Source organism: Cronobacter sp. JZ38 (genome assembly GCF_008932145.1).
GTDB classification, from domain to species: Bacteria; Pseudomonadota; Gammaproteobacteria; order Enterobacterales; family Enterobacteriaceae; genus Cronobacter; species Cronobacter muytjensii.
The window spans coordinates 3,090,067-3,109,263 of record NZ_CP017662.1; the positions used below are offsets into that span (position 1 = coordinate 3,090,067).

A 19,197-nucleotide genomic window follows, 5' to 3' on the forward strand; every position below is an offset into this window, starting at 1 on the left:
TGTACAAATGTACACAACCTTGCTACGTTTTAAAGGTTTCTTTTTTCACTCCAGGCGAATGGGCTATGTCATCCGACGTGAATCTCTCTCCCGCGCTGCGTCACAGAACGTGGGCGCTGTTTCTGTTTTTCTTTCTGCCGGGCCTGTTGATGGCCTCCTGGGCGACCCGTACGCCTTCAATCCGTGATGTGCTGCAGGTCTCTACCGCCGGGATGGGCATTGTGCTGTTCGGTCTCTCGGTAGGCTCAATGAGCGGCATCCTCTGTTCAGGCTGGCTGGTGAAGCGTCTTGGTACGCGCCCGGTTATCCGCAACGGCATGGCGCTGGGCGTACTCGGTATGCTGCTGATGGCGTTCGCGCTGTGGCTCGCCTCGCCGCTGCTGTTCGCCTGCGGGCTGGCGGTGCTGGGCGCCGGAATGGGCTCCGCTGAGGTGGCGCTGAATGTGGAAGGCGCGACGGTCGAGCAGTTACAGAACAAAACCATTCTGCCGATGATGCACGGTTTTTTCAGTCTCGGCACGCTGATTGGCGCGGGCATCGGGCTTAGCCTGACGGCGCTGCATTTTCCTGCCGATCTGCACCTCACCATCGCCACGCTGATTACCGTCATCCCGATTATCGTCGGGCTGCGCGCTATCCCGCACGGCGTTGGCAAAGAGGCGAAAGAGGCGCGTCAGCAGCGCCCCGCCGGACATATTCCTTTCTGGAAAGACAGCCAGCTGCTGTTGATTGGCCTGATTGTGCTCGCGATGGCGTTTGCCGAAGGTTCCGCCAACGACTGGTTGCCGCTCCTCATGGTGGATGGCCACGGCTTCAGCCCGACCTCCGGATCGCTGATTTACGCCGGCTTCACGCTCGGCATGACGCTGGGCCGCTTCTTCGGCGGCTGGTTTATCGACCGCTACAGCCGCGTAAATGTGGTGCGCGCCAGCGCCATGATGGGCGCGCTCGGCATCGGGCTGATTATCTTTGTCGATAACCCGCTTATCGCGAGCGTGTCGGTACTGCTGTGGGGATTAGGCGCGTCGCTCGGCTTCCCGCTGACGATTTCCGCCGCGAGCGATACCGGGCCGGATGCGCCGGTGCGCGTGAGCGTGGTGGCCACGGCGGGCTATGTTGCCTTCCTGGTCGGCCCGCCGCTGCTCGGCTTCCTGGGGGAACATTACGGACTGCGCAGCGCGATGCTGGTGGTGTTGTCGCTGGTGGTGCTGGCGGCGCTGGTGGCTCGCGCGGTGGCGAAACCGGCGACGCCCGTCGAGCCGGCGCGTGACGCTATTTAAGGAGCGACAGCACGCTTTCCGCCTGCTGGTTCGCCTGCGCCAGTACGGCATTCCCGGCCTGTTGCAGGATCTGCGAGCGGCTGAGATTGCTGGCCTCCTGCGCGAAATCCGCATCCTCAATGCGGCTGCGCGCGGCGGCGGTGGCGACGGTTTTCTGCGCCAGCCCCGCCTTTGCGGAGTCAAACGTATTCACCAGGCTACCGTAGGTGCCGCGGTAGCTGCTGACGGTATCCAGCGCGTGGTCAATAGTGTCAATCGCCTGCGACGCGCCCTGCTGATTATCGAGCCGCGCGGCGTCCAGGCCGAGCGTTTTCGTGTCCGAGGGCGTGGCGGGAATGGTTTTATACTCCACCGCCTCGCCATAATCGGCGCTCATCACGATATCCGTGTCGGTGCTGACCGGCCCGTCCGGCTTATCGGTCGGCAGCGGCAGCTTCGTCCAGGTCATCTGACCGAAAAAGGATCCGTTGCCAACCACCATAATGATCACATCTTCCGTCACCTTATCGATGGAGAGCCGCTCCAGATAGTTGCCCGCCGAGACGGTGCCGTTGTTACCCCAGCCGGTCGCAGGCGTCTCATAGCGGTCGCCGTCGCCGCTGTAGGTGATGGTCATGCCGTTGTAATTCTTTACCGCCCCGCCGCTCACGTTATAGGTAGCCGGCCCCTGCGTCAGGTTCGCGTCGCTGTAGCTGGCGTCAGGCAAAAATCCGTTATCGGTGGAGATAATTTTGGTGTTAGCCGTCGCGGTACTGTTCACCCCGTTATTCGTCCAGGTGAAATCACGCGTAGCGCCGTTTACCGGCGTGCCGACCAGGTGGCTGCCGTCGCGGCTGAACAGCTGGATATCGTCATCCATCCAGCCGGAGTTAATGGTCAGCGTAATATCGGTCGCGCCTGCCGGGATATAAGCCAGCGGCACCAGCCCGGAGCTGAACGTGTACTGCTGGCCAGGCACCGGGAAACGCTGGTTAATGGACGGAATATTGCCAAGCTGCGCCGCAGGGGGTGTCGGCGGCGCAGCGGGCGCCAGCGGATATTTGCCGAAAATCGTCGTCCCTGTGGCAATGGCGTCAATCTGCGCTTTTATCTGGCTAAACTCCGTGGAGATAGCCGCGCGATCGCTCGTATCGAGCGTACCGGTCGCCGCCTGCACAGCCAGCTCTTTGGCGCGCATCAGCAGAGCGCTGACTTCAGAGAGCGCGCCTTCGGCGGTCTGCGAGAGGCTAATGCCATCGTTCATGCTGCGCGACGCCACATCATTGGCCTTAAGCGTCGCGGACATACGGTTGGCAATAGCCTGCCCGGCAGCATCGTCCTTCGCGCCGTTAATGCGCATGCCGGATGAGAGCCGCTCAATGGACTGGCTTAAGCTAGCGGCCGTTTTTTTCTGCTGCGTCAGGACATTACCTGACATCAGATTATTGAAGATAGTCGCCATAGGGTTGCCGTTTCGCACGTCGGAGAGTCGTTAACAAGGCTACTATCGGCCCCCAGGCAATTTAGCTTTAGGTTTAAATTTGAATTAAGTGAAAAATCCTTTTAATAACCATAGCTTATGTTAACAGGCGCAAATCCGTACTTTTACGGTGCCGCGCCTGAAAATGCTTAAGGAGCGTTTATGGCAGTGAAGTTAATCGCCGTGGATATGGACGGCACATTTTTAAGCGACGCCAAGACTTACAATCGCGCGCGTTTCCTCGCGCAGTATGCCGAATTAAAAGCGCGCGGCATCCGTTTTGTGGTGGCGAGCGGCAACCAGTTTTACCAGTTGCAATCATTCTTCCCGGAAATTGCCGACGAGATAGCTTTCGTGGCGGAAAACGGCGCGTGGGTGGTGTGCGAAGGCGAGGATCTGTTTAACGGGGAACTGACCGAAGAGGAGTACCGCCACGTCATCGCGCATCTGCTGACGCTGGAAGACGTGGAGATCATCGCCTGCGGCAAGCACAGCGGGTACTCGCTCAACCGCTACGACGAGCGCTTTAAACAGATGGCGTCGCGCTATTATCACCGGTTGCAGTTTGTCGACGATCTGTTCGCCGTAAAAGATATTTTCTTTAAATTCGCGCTCAACCTGCCGGATATTCAGCTGCTGAAAACGATGGATGACCTGACCGAGGCGTTTAACGGCATCGTGGTGCCGGTTTCCAGCGGCCACGGCTCTATCGATCTCATCATTCCGGGTCTGCACAAAGCGAACGGCATTCAGATGCTGCAAGCGCGCTGGGGCATTGCGGACAGCGAGGTCGTGGCGTTTGGCGACGGCGGCAATGACGTGGAGATGCTGCGCCACGCGGCGTTTGGCTTTGCGATGGAAAACGCGCCGCAAGCGATTCACAAGGTGGCGCCTTACCGGGCGCCGACAAACAACGAGGAAGGGGTGCTTGAGGTGATTGATAAGATCCTGAACAACGAGGCGCCATTCGCATGAAACGGCGGCCCGTCCGGGCCGCCGCACGTCGCATCAGCCTTCCCGGCTGGCGCCGACGGTTTTATCTTTCAGGAAAATCACCATCAGGCCCAGCCACAGCAGACCGTTTGCGAGATTAAACAGGTTGAACAGGCCGTTGCCGCCGCCGATCCAGGCGTGTTTGCTCACTTCGATGCCGACAGTGAAAATCGTCATCTGCAACATGCCCATCGCGGCGGAAACGGTGCCTTTGCTGATGTCGCTCGCAAACAGCGTCAGGCGCACCAGGCCCGCGTTGGCGATGCCGATGCCGAAGGCGTAAATACTGAGCCCCGCCGTCATCCAGAGATACGCGTGGGAGGAGAGCAGCGTCGCGAGCGCCGCCAGCGCCAGCCCGGCCATAATCGGCCAGCCGCCCATGATAATCAGCGAGCGCACGCTGCGCCGTGCGGTGAGCTTCGCCAGCACCAGGTTGCCGAGGATCAGCGCGCCGAAAATCGGCACCTGCAACAGCCCATATTCATAGGTGCTCATCTGCTCGCCGCTGATGATAATCACCGGCGACTGGGCAATCCACGCCAGCAGCGGCAGGCTGACAAATCCGATCGCCAGCGCGCCTGAGACAAAACGCAGGTTTTTCAGCACCGCTTTATAGTCACGCCCCAGTTCACGCAGCGACAGTTTCTCGCCAAGCCGCGTCGCGGTTTCCGGCATCGCGCGCCACAGCCCGAAGAACGAGATGGCCGCCAGCGCCGCGAACAGCACAAACATCATCTCCCAGGGCGCGGCATGCACCCAGGCCGCGCCCACCAGCGGGCCGAGCAGCGGCGCAATCAGCGCCACGTTCGCCATCAGCGCGGTGATTTTGATGCACACCGCCTCTTCAAACGACTCCTGGATAGCCGCATACCCCACCGCGCCGATAAAGCACAGGCTGATGCCCTGTAAGAAACGCAACACCGTGAACTGTTCGATAGTCTGGGCCAGCAGCGTGGCAAGGCAGGTCACGATAAACCACACCACGCCCGCCAGCATCACCGGGCGACGACCGATGCGATCCGAGAGCGGGCCAAGCAGCCACTGTAAAAACATGCCGCCCGCGAGATAGGCGGTCATCGAGGTCGGCACCCATTCCACGCCCGCCTGATACTGCTCGACGACCGCGAGCATCCCCGGCTGGATCATGTCGTTGCCGATATAAGTAGAAAATTCGTAGAGCACCAGACAGAGCGGGAACAGCAGCGCCTGGCGTCCGAGACGTCCGGTTCGGTTTGCGTGAGTTTGCATGAGTCTTCCATCCATAAAATCGCGCTGAGTGTAATGAATTGCCGCGCCGCGCGATAGTGAATTATGTGCGACAAACGGGCGGCGCGCGCCTTTCGTCCGGCTGTTTAAGGTTTTCTTAAGTTAGCCGTTTTATGCTGGCCGTTTTCAGCTCGCAGAGGGCGCCGTTATGCGCACGCTATCCCCGCTCCTGTATCCCGCCAGGCCGCGGATAAATAAGATAATCTCCCTTTATTCGCTGCCCCTGCGCTTTTATGTTGGTCAGCTTGCGCTGTTAACGGCGCTGGGCGTGCTGTTTACCTGGCTTTCGCGCAACGAGGTGCTGGACCGCTGGCTGACGCAGATGTGGTTTGATGCCGCAGCGCAGCGCTTTCCCTGGCAGAACAACCCCTGGCTTGATCTTATCAACCACCGTTTCGCCAAATATTGCGCCGTCGCGATAGCGGTCGGGAGCTTGCTGTACGGTCTCGCTCGCCGACACCCGCGCTGGATAATGGTGGCGCTGCTGATGGGGCTTGGCACCGCCGTGGTCGGCGTGCTGAAGGCCACCAGCCACCACAGCTGCCCGTGGGATCTGGTCGAGTATGGCGGAAAAGCGCTTTCTTATCCGCTCTTCAGTGCGGCGCCCGACGCCAGCGGCCCCGGTCGCTGTTTCCCCGGCGGCCATGCCTCAAGCGGCTTTATGGTGATGGGGCTCTGGTTCGGGCTGCGGCGCGAACGTCCGGGTCTCGCCCGGCTGGTGCTGACGGCAGGCATTGTGCTCGGCCTTACGATGGGCTTCGGCCAGGTGATGCGCGGCGCGCATTTTTTCACCCATAACCTGTGGGCAGGCTGGTGGGTGTGGCTTACGCAGGTGGTGACGTGGGGCGTGACCACCACATTGATGAATAAGGAATCTGCAACCCTATGATGGAAGCGCTGAATCACTTTCTCTTTTTGCAAATCAACGCCACGCCAGACTCCGCAAGCTGGCTTATCGCGCTCGCGACGTTTATCGCCCGCGATCTTATCTCTATCGTGCCGCTACTGCCTGTTGTGCTCTGGCTGTGGCGCCCCACCGAGCGCCGGCTGGTGGTGAAGTTCGCGCTGGCGCTGCTTATCAGTCTCGCGGTCTCCTGGATTGCCGGTCATCTTTTTCCGCACCCCAGGCCGTTTGTGGTGGGCCTCGGCCATCAGTTCCTGCCGCACGCGCCGGACGACTCCTACCCAAGCGATCACGGCACCGTGATTTTCACCTTCGCGCTGGCGTTTCTCTTCTGGCACCGCGTCTGGTCGGGGCTGGTGCTGCTGGCGGTCGCCTGCGCGATTGCCTGGTCGCGCATCTATCTCGGCGTCCACTGGCCGCTCGATATGGCGGGCGGCTTGCTGGTGGCGCTGCTTGCCTGCCTGAGCGCGCAGATCCTCTGGGCGCCGTTTGGCGAGCCGCTTTATCGCGCGCTGCGTCAGCTTTATCGCCTGTGCTTCGCGCTGCCTATCCGTAAAGGCTGGGTGCGTGACTAACCGCAGGGCCGCAGGTAAGATTGCACGACTTTTCAGGTGCCGCGCGACGGGCGTGGCGCCGGGTTGAGCAAGAGGCTTTATGGAAACGCGGCGTGACGAGCGAATAGCGCAACTGCTACAGGCGCTAAAGCGACAGGATAAAATTCATCTTAAAGAGGCGGCGGCGCTGCTTGGCGTCTCTGAGATGACGATTCGCCGCGACCTGCAGGGCCACGACGCGCCGGTTACGCTGCTCGGCGGCTATATTGTGCTGGAGCCGCGCGGCGTGACCGTCAGCCGTTACCTGCTGAGCGACGAAAAAACCCGTCTGGTGGAAGAGAAACGCCATGCGGCGCGGATTGCGGCGTCGCTCGCGCGCCCGCATCAGACGCTGTTTTTCGACTGCGGCACCACCACGCCGTGGATTATCGAAGCGCTGGACGACGCGCTGCCCTTTACCGGCATCTGTTATTCGCTGAACACCTTTCTGGCGTTGCAGGAGAAACCGCAGTGCCGCGTGATTTTGTGCGGCGGCGAGTTTCACGCCAGCAACGCCATTTTCAAACCGCTCAATTTCCAGGAAACGTTGCGCAATCTGTGCCCGGATATCGCCTTTTTTTCGGCGGCGGGCGTGCATCCGCAGTATGGCGCCACCTGTTTTAATCTCGACGAATTACCGGTGAAGCACTGGGCGCTGGAGATGGCGCAACGGCACGTCATTGTGGCCGATCACAGTAAGTTTGGTCAGGTGCGGCCCGCCTGTATGGGGCCGCTTGAAGCGTTCGGCACGATTGCGACCGACAGGATGCCCGACGAGGCGTTTATCGCCTGGGCGCAGTCGGCGAAAGTCGACGTGCTGTGGTAAGCGCTCCCGCATGGCGGGAGCGTGCTGTTACGAGAACCAGCCGCCAAACCACTGATGGAATTTCATCAGGACAAAATCCCACATCCGGCTGAAGAAACCGCCTTCATTAACCGCCTCCATCACTACCAGCGGACGCTGCTCGATGCTTTTGCCGTTGAGCTGAAAATCAATCGTGCCGACCACCTGCCCCGCCTTAAGCGGCGCGGTCAGTTGAGGCGAATTGAGGGTATACGTGGCCTTGAGGTTTTTCAGCTGGCCTTTCGGGATAGTCACCGAGCCTGCCTCGCCTGCGCCGAGCCTGACCTCGCTGGTGTCGCCAAACCAGACGCGCTGGCTGACAAACGCGGCGTCCGGCTTGATGGGCGTGACGGTTTCAAAGAAGCGGAACCCCCACGTCAGCAGCTTTTCTGACTCGCGAAAGCGCACGCCGTCGGTTTTCGCGCCGAGCACCACCGAGATAAGACGCATATCGCCCTGCGTCGCCGAAGCCACGAGGTTATAGCCCGCGCCCGCCGTGGTGCCGGTTTTCATACCGTCCACGTTCATGCTGGTGCTCCACAGCAGGCGGTTGCGGTTCGGCTGGCGGATATTGTTAAACGTAAACTCTTTCTCTTTGTGGACGGCGTACTCATCCGGCACGTCGTGGATCAGCGCTTTGCCGAGCAACGCCATATCGCGCGCGGTGCTGAACTGCCCCGGCGCATCAAGGCCGTGTACCGTTTTAAACGTGGTGTTGGTCAACCCGAGGCGCTTCGCGTAGCCGTTCATCAGGCTGACGAACGCGTCCTGGCTGCCCGCCACATAATCGGCGATGGCGATGCTGGCGTCGTTGCCGGACTGAATAATCACGCCTTTATTAAGATCCGCGACCGAGACCTGATCGCCGGGCTTTAAGAACATCAGCGATGAACCGCGCAGCGCCGGGTTGCCGGTCGCCCAGGCGTCTTTGCCGACGGTGACTTTATCATCGAGGTGAATTTTTCCCGCCTTGAGCGCCTGGCCGACCACATAGCTGGTCATCAGCTTGGTCAGGCTCGCCGGATCGAGTTTTTCATCGGCGTTGCCTTCGGCCAGTACTTTGCCGCTGTGATAGTCCATAAGGATCCAGGCGCGGGCCTCGACCGCAGGCGCGGCGGGCGCGATGGGGTCGGCCGCATGGGCGGCGGTAAGCGAAATCAGAAGAAACGCGCCTGAGAGAGCACGCGCGCAGGAAGCGCCGGAGCGTGAGAGTGAGGTCATAAAAGCCACCTGAATATCCATTCCAGAAACTACTACAAATCAACCGTATCGGTGAAAAGGTGAGTAATAACGCACAAACGGCTTCAATGAAACAGCGCGCGGGTAAAGTTTTTAAAGTTTCACTTTTACCGTCACAAACCGGCGCGGCGGGAGAACATTTTCAGGCGGTTGCTAAAGCGCGGGGTTTATTCCACCATGAGCGTTCACACGTGGCGCGCAGGCGTTCGCCGCCGCGGCATCGTTCATCTGCAAAAGGAGCAAGTCATGATAACCGTCTGGGGTCGAGAGAATTCCACCAACGTGAAGAAGGTGCTGTGGTGTCTGGAAGAGCTGGAGCTGCCGTATAACCGCATTCCGGCGGGCGGCCAGTATGGCATTAACCGCGACGCGGACTACCTGGAGATGAACCCGAACGGGCTGGTGCCATGCCTGCGTGACGATGAAACCGGTCTGGTGCTGTGGGAATCTAACACCATTGTGCGTTATCTGGCGGCGCAGTATGGTCAGGGTCGTCTGTGGCTGGAAAGCCCCGTTGAGCGCGCCCGCGGCGAGAAGTGGATGGACTGGGCCATCAGCACGCTGCCCGCGCCGCACCGCGGCGTCGTGTTCAGCCTGGTGCGCACGCCGCCCGAGCAGCGCGACCCGGCGCTGATTGAAGAGAGCAAAAAGCAGTGCGACGCGCTGTTCGCCATGCTTGACGCTGAGCTTGCGAAAACCCCGTGGCTTTCCGGCGACGCGTTCGGCATCGCCGATATGGCCCCTGCGCCGCACATCTATAATCTCTTTAACGTCGGCATCGAATGGACGCCGCGCCCGCATCTGGCGCGCTGGTATCAGCAGCTCACCGAGCGCCCGGCGTTTCGCAATATCGTCATGATCCCGGTCAGCTAATCACGACGCCGGACTGACTTTCAGCAGCTGACCGTCGGTTTCGTCGGTCAGCACATATAAGAAGCCGTCCGGCCCGACCCGCACGTCGCGAATCCGCTTGTTCTCCCCCTCCAGCAGCCGTCCGTCTTCCGTGACCTTATTGCCGTTTACCGACAGCTGTATCAGGTTTTGATCTTTAAGCGCGCCGATAAACAGCTTGTTTTTCCACTGCGGAAATTTATCGGCGTTATAGAACGCCATGCCGCTCACCGCTGGCGACACCTTCCAGTAAAAGAGCGGCTGTTCCGTCCCCGGCGCCTCGCCGCCTTTGGCTTCCGGAATCGGCTCGCCGCTGTAGTTTATGCCCCAGGTCGCGAGCGGCCAGCCGTAGTTTTTGCCCGCTTCGGGAAGGTTAATTTCATCGCCGCCTTTCGGGCCGTGCTCATTAAGCCACATCGCCTGGCTCCAGGGGTTGAGCGCCAGCCCCTGCGGGTTACGTATGCCGTATGACCAGATCTCCGGGCGCGCGCCCGGCTTACCGACGAACGGATTGTCTTTCGGCACGTCGCCGTTTTCCGTCAGACGCACCACTTTGCCCTGGAGCTTATCGAGATCCTGCGCGGTCGGGCGCTGGTTGTTCTCGCCCAGCGCGATAAAGAGATAGCCTTTGCCGTCAAACGCCATACGTCCGCCAAAGTGATTGCCGGTGGAGAGCTTCGGCTGCTGACGGAACACCACTTTAAAATTCTCCAGCCGTTGCATATCGTCGCTAAGACGCCCGTAGCCCACCGCGGTGCCCGCTTTACCGTCGCTGCCGGCTTCGGCGTAGCTCAGCCAGACCCGGCGGCTTTCGTTAAAATCCGGCGCCAGCACGACATCCAGCAGCCCGCCCTGCCCCTGATGCCAGACCTCAGGCACGCCGGTAATCGGGCCAGAGAGCCCTTTGCCCGGCTGCCAGCGTTTCAGCTCGCCTTCACGAAGCGTAATCAACATGCCCTGATTATCTGGCAGAAACGCTAACGACCAGGGATGGTCGAGATTCTCCTGCAACACGTCGACTTTCGCGGGCAGCGCGGCGGCGGAGGCGCTGACAAAGAGCAGCAGCGCAAGTAAACGAGGCGAGCGTAATGGCATGGCGTTCTCCTTATGGCAGTCCCGATTAAGGGTAGCCAGCGGTCACGGCGGCAGCCTGACTTTTACAAAAACTTTAACAAAGCGGCAGGCATAAGATACCAGTACAAATTTCCCGCCAACCTCTGTAAAATCCCCGCCCTGATAACTCCATAAATGATGAATTTTTAATCTATGAGCAATGTAATGCAGCAGCCTAAGATTGGCTTTGTTTCGCTGGGCTGCCCGAAAAACCTGGTGGACTCTGAGCGCATCCTGACCGAGCTTCGCACCGAGGGCTATGACGTGGTGCCGCGCTATGACGACGCCGATATGGTTATCGTCAACACCTGCGGCTTTATCGACAGCGCGGTGCAGGAGTCGCTGGAGGCGATCGGCGAGGCGCTCAATGAAAACGGCAAGGTGATTGTCACCGGCTGTCTCGGCGCGAAAGAAGATCAGATCCGCGAAGTGCACCCGAAAGTGCTGGAGATAACCGGGCCGCACAGCTACGAGCAGGTGCTGCAACATGTTCATCACTATGTGCCGAAGCCGAAGCACAACCCGTTCCTGAGCCTGGTGCCGGAGCAGGGCGTGAAGCTGACGCCGCGTCACTACGCCTACCTGAAAATCTCTGAAGGCTGCAACCATCGCTGCACCTTCTGCATTATCCCGTCGATGCGCGGCGATCTCGACAGCCGTCCGATTGGCGACGTGCTGGCCGAGGCGAAGCGCCTGGTCGAAGCCGGCGTCAAAGAGCTGCTGGTTATCTCCCAGGACACTTCCGCGTATGGCGTGGACGTGAAACATCGCACCGGCTTCTGGAACGGTTCGCCGGTGAAAACCAGCATGGTGAGCCTGTGCGAACAGCTCGCGAAGCTCGGCGTCTGGGTGCGTCTGCATTATGTCTACCCGTACCCGCACGTGGACGATGTGATCCCGCTGATGGCGGAAGGCAAAATCCTGCCGTATCTCGATATTCCGCTGCAGCACGCGAGCCCGCGTATCCTGAAGCTGATGAAGCGTCCTGGCTCGGTCGACCGTCAGCTGGCGCGCATTAAGCAGTGGCGCGAGATTTGCCCGGAGCTGACCCTGCGCTCAACCTTTATCGTCGGCTTCCCTGGCGAAACCGAAGAAGATTTCCAGATGCTGCTGGATTTCCTCAAAGAAGCGCGTCTGGATCGCGTCGGCTGCTTTAAATACAGCCCGGTCGAAGGCGCGACCGCTAACGAGCTGGCGGATCAGGTGCCGGAAGAGGTGAAAGAGGAGCGCTGGAACCGCTTTATGGCGCTGCAACAGCAGATCTCCGCCGAGCGCCTGCAGGAAAAAGTGGGCCGCGAGATCCTGGTTATCGTCGATGAAGTGGATGACGAAGGTGCCATTGGCCGCAGCATGGCTGACGCCCCGGAAATCGACGGCGCGGTTTACCTCAACGGTGAAACGACGCTGAAGCCGGGCGATGTTGTACGCGTGAAGGTGGAAAACGCCGACGAGTACGACCTGTGGGGCAGTCTGGTATAAGGCTCCCGCGTCAAAAAAGGCTGCCGGGGGCAGCCTTTTTTATTGGCGGAGGGGGGACGGCCGGTGTTCAGAAATAGCGAGAGGTTGAGCGCGCGGGGGCGCAAACGTACACCTAACAAAAGTTGCCGGTATTGCCCCGTGCAGGGTGCGCCAGCGCAGCGCACCCCCCATCCCGGGCGCTCGCCATTTCGTGGGCCGTTACAGCGGTTCCCCTACCCTTTAATCTTCGGATCGAGCGCGTCGCGCAATCCGTCGCCTAACAGGTTAAACGCCAGCACCGTCAGAAAAATGGCGAGGCTTGGGAAAATCGCCACGTGCGGTGCCATCACCATATCCGCGCGCGCCTCGTTTAACATCGCGCCCCACTCCGGCGTCGGCGGCTGCGCGCCGAGGCCGAGAAATGACAGGCTGGCGGCGGAGATAATCGACGTGCCGATACGCATGGTGAAATAGACGACAATCGACGACACCGTGCCCGGCAAAATATGGCGAAACAGAATGGTGAGATCCGACGCGCCGATGCTGCGCGCCGATTCGATAAAGGTCTGATGTTTCAGCACCAGCGTATTGCCGCGCACCAGTCGGGCAAAGGCCGGGATGCTGAAAATCGCCACCGCGATAATCACATTCGCCATACCGCTGCCCATCACCGCCACGACCGCAATGGCGAGCAAAATGCCCGGAAAGGCGAACAGCACGTCGCAGATACGCATAATCACCCGGTCCCACCAGCCTTCATAAAATCCGGCCAGCAGCCCCAGCACAGTGCCAATAAGCGCCCCCGTCAGTACCGCAAACACCCCGGCGGCGAGCGAAATCCGCGCGCCGACAATCACGCGGCTGAAAATATCGCGCCCCAGCGAATCGACGCCGAACCAGTGCACCATCGACGGCCCTTCGTTCAGGCGGTCGTAGTCAAAATAGTTTTCCGCATCGAACGGCGCTATCCACGGCGCGCACAGCGCCAGGGCTATCAACAGCAGCACGAAGCCGCCCGCGACCAGCGCCACCGGCTGGCGCTTGAGGCGATGCCAGAATTCATGCCACGGCGTGCGCGTCTGTTGGGGCCGGACGGCAGGCATGCCGTTTAAAAGCGCCTGTCGACGCCAGTTGAAAAGTCGCATCCTTACTTATACCTGATAGCCGGGTTAATGGCGGCGTAGAGCACATCCACCACTAAGTTGATAAGAATAAATTCCAGCGAGAACAGCAGCACTTCTGCCTGGATGACCGGGTAGTCGCGCATCTCCACTGAATCTACCAGCAGACGCCCAAGCCCCGGCCAGTTAAACACCTTTTCCACCACGATAGAGCCGCCCAGCAGAAAGCCAAACTGTAAGCCCATCATGGTGACGACCGGGATCATGGCGTTGCGCAGACCATGTTTCAGAATAACCCATTTTTCGCTCACGCCTTTGGCGCGGGCGGTGCGCATATAGTCTTCGCCGAGCACGTCAACAAAAGAGGCGCGGGTGAAGCGCGCCATCACAGCGGCCACGGCGGCGCCAAGCGTCAGCGACGGCAGAATATAGTGCCGCCAGCTGTCGGCGCCCACGGTCGGCAGCCAGCCGAGCTGCACCGAGAAGATATGCATCAGGAGCATGCCGAGCGCGAAGGCGGGAAACGAAATGCCCGACACCGCGAGCGTCATGCTCAGGCGATCCGGCCAACGGTTGCGCCACACGGCTGCGACGATCCCGGCGGCGAGCCCGAACAGCATCGCCCAGCTCATGCTGGCGAGCGTCAGCCAGAAGGTCGGCATAAAGCGGCTGGCAATCTCTTCAGAGACCGGGCGGCGCGACACCAGCGAGGTGCCGAAATCGCCCCGCACCACGTTGCTGATGTAGTGCCAGAACTGCTGCCAGAGCGGCTGATCGAGCCCAAGCTGATGGCGCACGAGATTTATCACCTCCGCGTCGGCCTCAGGCCCGGCCACCAGGCGCGCCGGATCGCCCGGCAGCAGGTGAACGAATAAAAACACCAGCACCGCCACGATAAGCAGCGTCGGGATGAGGCCCAGCAGGCGTTTTACGATGTAGCTAAACATGCGAAACCTTGTCTTCCTTTATGAGAATGGGTTATCGGTTGAAGCCATCTCTCCCGGCGGGTGCGCTGACGCTTATCCGCCCTGAGTTTTACGGCCTGCCGCTTTAACCTTTGCAGGGTGGGTTAGCGTAAGCGCCCCCACCTTCCGCCAACGTCAACCGTACTCTGGCAGGTGGCGCTTATTTCAGATCCGCATCCTCAAAACTAAAGCCCGTATCCGGCATCATGTAAAATCCGGTCAGCGATTTGCTGTGCGCCGACACTAATTTTTCCACCACCAGCGGCACCCAGGGCGACTCTTTCCATAACGTATCCTGCGCGTCTTTATACAGCGCGGCTTTACGGGCTTTATCGGTCGTTTTCAGCGCGTCGGCGAGATCGGTGTCCACCTTCGGATTGCTGTAGAACGCCGTGTTGAAGAGCGTCGGCGGCCAGTTTTGTGAGGCGAACAGCGGCGACAGCGCCCAGTCGGCCTCGCCGGTCGAAGCTGACCAGCCGGTGTAGAACATTCGCACGCCGCTCTCTTTCTGCCCTTTGCCCTCCACTTCCGAGGCGCGCTGTCCGGCGTCCATCGCCGTTACTTTGGCTTTAATCCCCACCTGGGCCAGTTGCTGTTGGGTAAACTGCAACACCTTCTGGGCGGTGCTGTGATTATGGGATGACCAGAGCGTGGTGCTAAAGCCGTTCGGGTAGCCCGCCTCTTTCAGCAATTCGCGCGCTTTGGCCGGGTTATACGGCCACGGCTGATACTGCTGCGCAAATTCTATGGTCGGCGGCACGACGCCGGTCGCGGGCGTCGCGTAGCCGGCGAACGCCACTTTCACCAGCGCCTGACGATTAATCGCGTAGTTAATCGCCTCGCGCACTTTCGGGTTGTCGAACGGCTTTTGCGTCACGTTCATACTGATGTAGCGCTGCATAATCGACGGCGACGCCACGAGATCCAGCTTGCTGTTTTTCGCCAGCAGCGCGGCCTGCTCGTAAGGGATCGGGAACGCGAACTGCGCCTCGCCGGTTTGCAGCATCGAGGCGCGGGTATTGTTATCCACCACCGGGCGCCAGGTGATGGCGTCGAGCTTCGGCAGCCCCGGCTGCCAGTAGCCCGCAAACTTCTTCACCTTCACAAAATCGGTCGGGTTCCAGGTCACCAGTTCATAAGGCCCGGTGCCGACCGGGTGAAACCCTATCTCATTGCCATATTTCTTCAGCGCGGCGGGCGAAATCATCGCCGTGGCCGGGTGCGCCAGAATATTGATAAACGCGGAGAACGGCTGCTTCAGGGTGATTTTCACCGTGGTCGGGTCGACCGCCTCGGTGCTGGCGATATTTTTATAAAGGTTATAGCGCTTGAGATGGTTATCCGGGTTACTCGCGCGATCGAGGTTCACTTTTACCGCATCGGCGTTGAAATCGGTGCCATCCTGAAACTTCACGCCGCTGCGCAGCTTAACGGTGTAGACCCGCCCGTCGTCCGACACGCTGTAGCTCTCCGCCAGCACGTTCTGCACTTTCATCGTTTTATCGAGGCCAAACAGCCCCTGGTAGAACGATTTGGCGATCTGCTGGGAGAGCGTGTCGTTAGCGTCATAAGGATCGAGCGTGGTAAAGCTTGAGCCCACCGCCACGACAATCTCTTTTTCAGCCCAGGCGGGCGCGGCGGCTAGCGCAGAAACCAGCCCAGCCGCGGCGAGCCAGCGGCGTGCGATTCGTTGTGTCATAGTCTTCTCCTGAAAGCCTTGCCTGAAAAATTAAAAATGATGGTCCGTCGCCCCAACGGGATGACGCGCCACATAATGGCCCTGCCCTACCTGCACCAGCGGCGCGACAAACGGCTCGTCGCCTTTCGGGCGCGTGGCGCTCGGGATCTCATCGGAAAGGAGCACCGGCTGGCGACGCGGATGACCAGGATCGGCCACCGGCACCGCCGCCATGAGCTTGCGGGTGTACGGATGTTGTGGATTTTCAAACACCGCGCGCCGTGGACCTATCTCAACAATCTGTCCGAGATACATCACCGCCACGCGATGACTGATGCGCTCCACCACCGCCATATCATGCGAAATAAACAGAAACGAAATGCCGAAATCGCGCTGCAGGTCGAGCAGCAGATTAATAATTTGCGCGCGGATCGAGACATCAAGCGCGGAGACCGATTCATCGGCGATCACCACTTTTGGGTTGAGCGCCAGCGCGCGTGCAATGCAAATTCGCTGGCGCTGGCCGCCGGAGAACTCATGCGGATAACGCCAGGCGTGCTCAGGCTTCAGCCCCACGCGCTCCAGCAGCCACGCCACCCGTTTGCGCGCCGCGTCGCCGTCGAGCAAACGATGCACCAGCAGCGGCTCCATAATGGAATACCCCACCGTCAGGCGCGGATCGAGCGAGGCGTAGGGGTCCTGAAAGATAAACTGCATATCGCGGCGCACCGCCTGCATGGCGCTGTCGGAGAGCGTGTCGATGCGCTTGCCGCTAAAGGTAATTGAGCCGCCCTGGGTCTCCACGAGGCGCAGCAGCGAGCGCCCGGTGGTCGATTTCCCGCAGCCCGACTCGCCCACCAGCGACAGCGTCTCGCCGGGCCACAGGTCAAAACTCACTTTCTCCACTGCATGCACTTCGCGCTTCACGCGGTTGAAAATACCGCTGCGCACCGGAAAACGCGTGACCAGATCGCGCACCTGCAAAATCGGTTCGCTGTCCGGCACCACGGTATCCTGTTCGGCTTCCGGCGGGTCTATCTCGCGGCGTGGCGCATGGTTCAACGGGAATTTACGCGGCAGATCGGTGCCGTTCATCGCCCCCAGGCGCGGCACCGCCGCCAGCAACGTGCGGGTATATGGATGCGCCGGACGGCGGAAGATCTCCTCAACGGGGCCGGTTTCGACGGCCTCGCCCTGGTACATCACCAGCACCCGGTCAGCCATATTGGCCACCACGCCCATGTCGTGCGTAATGAAAATTACGCCCATCGACATCTCCTGCTGGAGCACGCGGATGAGTTGCAGGATCTGGGCCTGAATAGTCACGTCCAGCGCCGTGGTCGGCTCGTCGGCGATCAGCACCGCCGGGCGGCACGAGAGGGCCATCGCAATCATTACACGCTGGCGCATTCCACCGGAAAGCTGGTGTGGAAAGCGCGCCAGCATCGCCTCCGATTCAGGAATGCGCACTAAATCCAGCATGCGTTTGGCTTCGCGCATCGCCTTTTCGCGCCCGAAACCCTGATGCAGACGAATCGACTCCGCTATCTGCTCGCCCACCGGAAACACCGGGTTCAGTGAGGTCATCGGCTCCTGAAAAATCATCGCCATGTCGGCGCCGCGCACGTCGCGCATCTGTTTTTGCGAAAACGTTCGCAGATCGATCACCTGCTGGTTGCGGCGGCGCAGCAGCAGCGGGCCGCTCTCCATCGCGCCGCCCGCCTGTTCAATCAGGCGCATCAGCGAAAGCGCGGTGACCGATTTGCCGGAGCCCGATTCCCCGACAATCGCCAGCGTTTCGCCGCGTTTCAGGCTGAATGAGAGCCCGCGCACCGCGGCGGTACGCTCCCCTTCTTCCGTAAAGCAGACGTTCAGGCCAGAGACCGACAGGACGGCATCTTCAGGCAACACTTCATCGTTGGGCACTGCGGTTCCTCACTGGTGATGGTTCAGCGTTCAGAATACAACGCAGCGATTTTGCTGGGGCGGCTGCGTTTTTTCTATAAATATCATTATCGTTGCCGCTGATTCAGACGAATTTTGAATATAGAAAGAGGTAAAAGTGATGTAAAGCCCGGCGGGCGGCGCGGGCGGTGAAACATGCATACCCGTGACCCTTTCTGTCATAATAGGCGTTTTGTGACTGTCGCGCTGGAGTGAAAGATGGAACCGACCGCAGGACTGATGTCCCTGGAAACCGCCCTTGAAGAGATGCTCTCCCGCATTCTTCCCCTGAGTGAGACGCAAACGCTGCCGCTGCTAAAGAGCATGGGCCGGGTGACGGCGCGCGCAGTCACCTCGCCGCTGGATGTGCCGGGCTTTGATAATGCGGCGATGGATGGCTACGCCGTTCGGTTAGCGGATCTCGCGTCTGGCGCGTGGCTGCCGGTGGCGGGCAAAGCGTTCGCAGGGCAGCCGTTTAACGGCGAATGGCCGGCAGGCAGCGTTATCCGTATTATGACCGGCGCGCCGGTGCCGCCAGGCTCAGAGGCCGTCATCATGCAGGAAGAGGCGCAAACCGGCGACGCGGGCGTGCGCTTCACCGCGCCGGCGCGCGCGGGCCAGCACATCCGCCGTCGCGGCGAAGATATTCGTCAGGGCGCGGTGGTGATGGAGGCGGGTCAGAAGCTGAGCGCCGCCGAACTGCCGCTGCTCGCCTCGCTCGGCATTCCCGAAGTGGAAGTGGTACGCAAGCCGCGCGTCGCGATTTTCTCCACCGGCGATGAGCTCCAGCTCCCCGGCCAGCCGCTCGCAGAAGGCCAGATTTACGACACTAATCGTCTCGCGGTGCATCTGATGCTGGAAGCGCTCGGCTGCGACGTCATTAACCTCGGCATCATCCGCGACGACCCGGACGCCCTGCGCGCCGCGTTTCTGGAAGCCGACCGCGAGGCCGATGTGGTGTTAAGCTCCGGCGGCGTGTCGGTGGGCGAAGCGGATTACACGAAAACGCTGCTGGAAGAACTCGGCGAAATCGGCTTCTGGAAGCTTGCCATTAAGCCTGGCAAACCGTTCGCCTTTGGCCGCCTCGCCAGCAGCTGGTTCTGCGGCCTGCCGGGCAACCCGGTTTCTGCCGCCGTCACGTTTTACCAGCTGGTGCAGCCGCTGCTGGCGAAGCTGAGCGGCCAGCAGGTGGTTCGCGCCCCGCGTCTGCGGGTACGCGCGGCGGAGCGTCTGAAAAAATCCCCCGGACGGCTCGATTTCCAGCGCGGCGTGCTGCGCACCGGCGCCGACGGCCAGCCGGAAGTGGTGAGCACGGGCCACCAGGGCTCGCATATTTTCAGCTCGTTCACCCAGGGCAACTGTTTTATCGTGCTGGAGCGCGAGCGCGGCCACGTCGAGCCGGGCGAATGGGTTGAGGTCGAGCTGTTTAATCACCTGTTTGGAGGCTGA

The 19,197-nt window shown here is 60.5% G+C and carries 16 protein-coding genes; 8 read left to right on the forward strand and 8 right to left on the reverse strand.

Annotated elements, in window-relative coordinates; translation table 11 throughout:
* The first annotated feature begins 65 nt into the window (after positions 1-65).
* Positions 66-1,280 carry an MFS transporter gene (locus BJP61_RS14695; protein WP_171998612.1) on the forward strand — a complete coding sequence of 405 codons (1,215 nt, stop codon included), beginning with the start codon at positions 66-68 and terminating at the stop codon, positions 1,278-1,280.
* Here BJP61_RS14695 and BJP61_RS14700 read toward each other — a convergent pair.
* Positions 1,273-2,721 carry a flagellin gene (locus BJP61_RS14700; protein ID WP_161581810.1) on the reverse strand — a complete coding sequence of 483 codons (1,449 nt, stop codon included), beginning with the start codon at positions 2,719-2,721 and terminating at the stop codon, positions 1,273-1,275. The genes BJP61_RS14695 and BJP61_RS14700 overlap by 8 nt on opposite strands.
* Before the next feature lie 180 nt (positions 2,722-2,901).
* Between BJP61_RS14700 and BJP61_RS14705 the strand changes: the two genes are divergently transcribed.
* Complete coding sequence (locus BJP61_RS14705) at positions 2,902-3,714, forward strand: Cof-type HAD-IIB family hydrolase (RefSeq protein WP_161581811.1); 813 nt, start codon at positions 2,902-2,904, stop codon at positions 3,712-3,714.
* A gap of 33 nt (positions 3,715-3,747) precedes the next feature.
* Here BJP61_RS14705 and BJP61_RS14710 read toward each other — a convergent pair whose 3' ends face one another.
* Complete coding sequence (locus BJP61_RS14710; protein WP_038863913.1) at positions 3,748-4,980, reverse strand: MFS transporter; 1,233 nt, start codon at positions 4,978-4,980, stop codon at positions 3,748-3,750.
* A 166-nt stretch (positions 4,981-5,146) separates the two neighbouring features.
* Between BJP61_RS14710 and BJP61_RS14715 the strand changes: the two genes are divergently transcribed.
* The 3 genes from BJP61_RS14715 to deoR all read left to right on the forward strand — a co-directional run bounded on the left by BJP61_RS14715 (position 5,147) and on the right by deoR (position 7,321).
* Positions 5,147-5,887 carry a phosphatase PAP2 family protein gene (locus BJP61_RS14715; RefSeq protein WP_171998613.1) on the forward strand — a complete coding sequence of 247 codons (741 nt, stop codon included), beginning with the start codon at positions 5,147-5,149 and terminating at the stop codon, positions 5,885-5,887.
* Entirely contained in the window at positions 5,884-6,477 is a 594-nt protein-coding gene (gene ybjG / locus BJP61_RS14720) for an undecaprenyl-diphosphate phosphatase (protein ID WP_075193792.1), read from the forward strand. Before BJP61_RS14715 ends, ybjG begins: the two co-directional genes overlap by 4 nt.
* Positions 6,478-6,556: 79 nt before the next feature.
* Positions 6,557-7,321, forward strand: coding sequence for a DNA-binding transcriptional repressor DeoR (gene deoR / locus BJP61_RS14725; protein ID WP_075193793.1), 765 nt, complete (start codon positions 6,557-6,559; stop codon positions 7,319-7,321).
* Between the two features lie 27 nt (positions 7,322-7,348).
* Here deoR and dacC read toward each other — a convergent pair whose 3' ends face one another.
* A complete protein-coding gene (dacC, locus tag BJP61_RS14730; RefSeq protein WP_050568175.1) occupies positions 7,349-8,560 on the reverse strand; it encodes a serine-type D-Ala-D-Ala carboxypeptidase in 1,212 nt (403 codons plus the stop codon).
* A gap of 264 nt (positions 8,561-8,824) precedes the next feature.
* On the opposite strand from dacC, the gene BJP61_RS14735 reads away from it, so the two are divergent.
* Positions 8,825-9,451, forward strand: coding sequence for a glutathione S-transferase family protein (locus BJP61_RS14735; RefSeq protein WP_171998614.1), 627 nt, complete (start codon positions 8,825-8,827; stop codon positions 9,449-9,451).
* On the opposite strand, the gene BJP61_RS14740 is transcribed toward BJP61_RS14735, so the two are convergent.
* On the reverse strand, positions 9,452-10,564 hold the full coding sequence (locus BJP61_RS14740) for a PQQ-dependent sugar dehydrogenase (RefSeq protein WP_038863921.1): 1,113 nt from the start codon (positions 10,562-10,564) through the stop codon (positions 9,452-9,454). It abuts the gene before it with no gap.
* Between the two features lie 171 nt (positions 10,565-10,735).
* Here BJP61_RS14740 and rimO point away from each other — a divergent pair, with 171 nt between their 5' ends.
* A complete protein-coding gene (gene rimO / locus BJP61_RS14745) occupies positions 10,736-12,061 on the forward strand; it encodes a 30S ribosomal protein S12 methylthiotransferase RimO (protein WP_007711823.1) in 1,326 nt (441 codons plus the stop codon).
* A 212-nt stretch (positions 12,062-12,273) separates the two neighbouring features.
* Here rimO and gsiD read toward each other — a convergent pair whose 3' ends face one another.
* From gsiD to gsiA, 4 genes are all read right to left on the reverse strand, one after another.
* Positions 12,274-13,185 carry a glutathione ABC transporter permease GsiD gene (gsiD, locus tag BJP61_RS14750; RefSeq protein ID WP_038863930.1) on the reverse strand — a complete coding sequence of 304 codons (912 nt, stop codon included), beginning with the start codon at positions 13,183-13,185 and terminating at the stop codon, positions 12,274-12,276.
* 2 nt (positions 13,186-13,187) lie between these two features.
* Positions 13,188-14,108 (reverse strand): glutathione ABC transporter permease GsiC, encoded by a 921-nt coding sequence (gene gsiC, locus BJP61_RS14755; protein WP_161581813.1) that lies wholly within the window; start codon positions 14,106-14,108, stop codon positions 13,188-13,190.
* A gap of 178 nt (positions 14,109-14,286) precedes the next feature.
* Positions 14,287-15,825: a glutathione ABC transporter substrate-binding protein GsiB gene (gene gsiB / locus BJP61_RS14760; RefSeq protein WP_075193795.1), complete on the reverse strand. Its 1,539-nt coding sequence runs from the start codon at positions 15,823-15,825 to the stop codon at positions 14,287-14,289.
* Positions 15,826-15,855: 30 nt separating this feature from the next.
* Positions 15,856-17,730, reverse strand: a complete 1,875-nt coding sequence (gene gsiA, locus BJP61_RS14765) for a glutathione ABC transporter ATP-binding protein GsiA (RefSeq protein ID WP_161581815.1) — start codon at positions 17,728-17,730, stop codon at positions 15,856-15,858.
* A gap of 237 nt (positions 17,731-17,967) precedes the next feature.
* On the opposite strand from gsiA, the gene moeA reads away from it, so the two are divergent.
* Positions 17,968-19,197, forward strand: a complete 1,230-nt coding sequence (gene moeA / locus BJP61_RS14770) for a molybdopterin molybdotransferase MoeA (protein ID WP_075193797.1) — start codon at positions 17,968-17,970, stop codon at positions 19,195-19,197.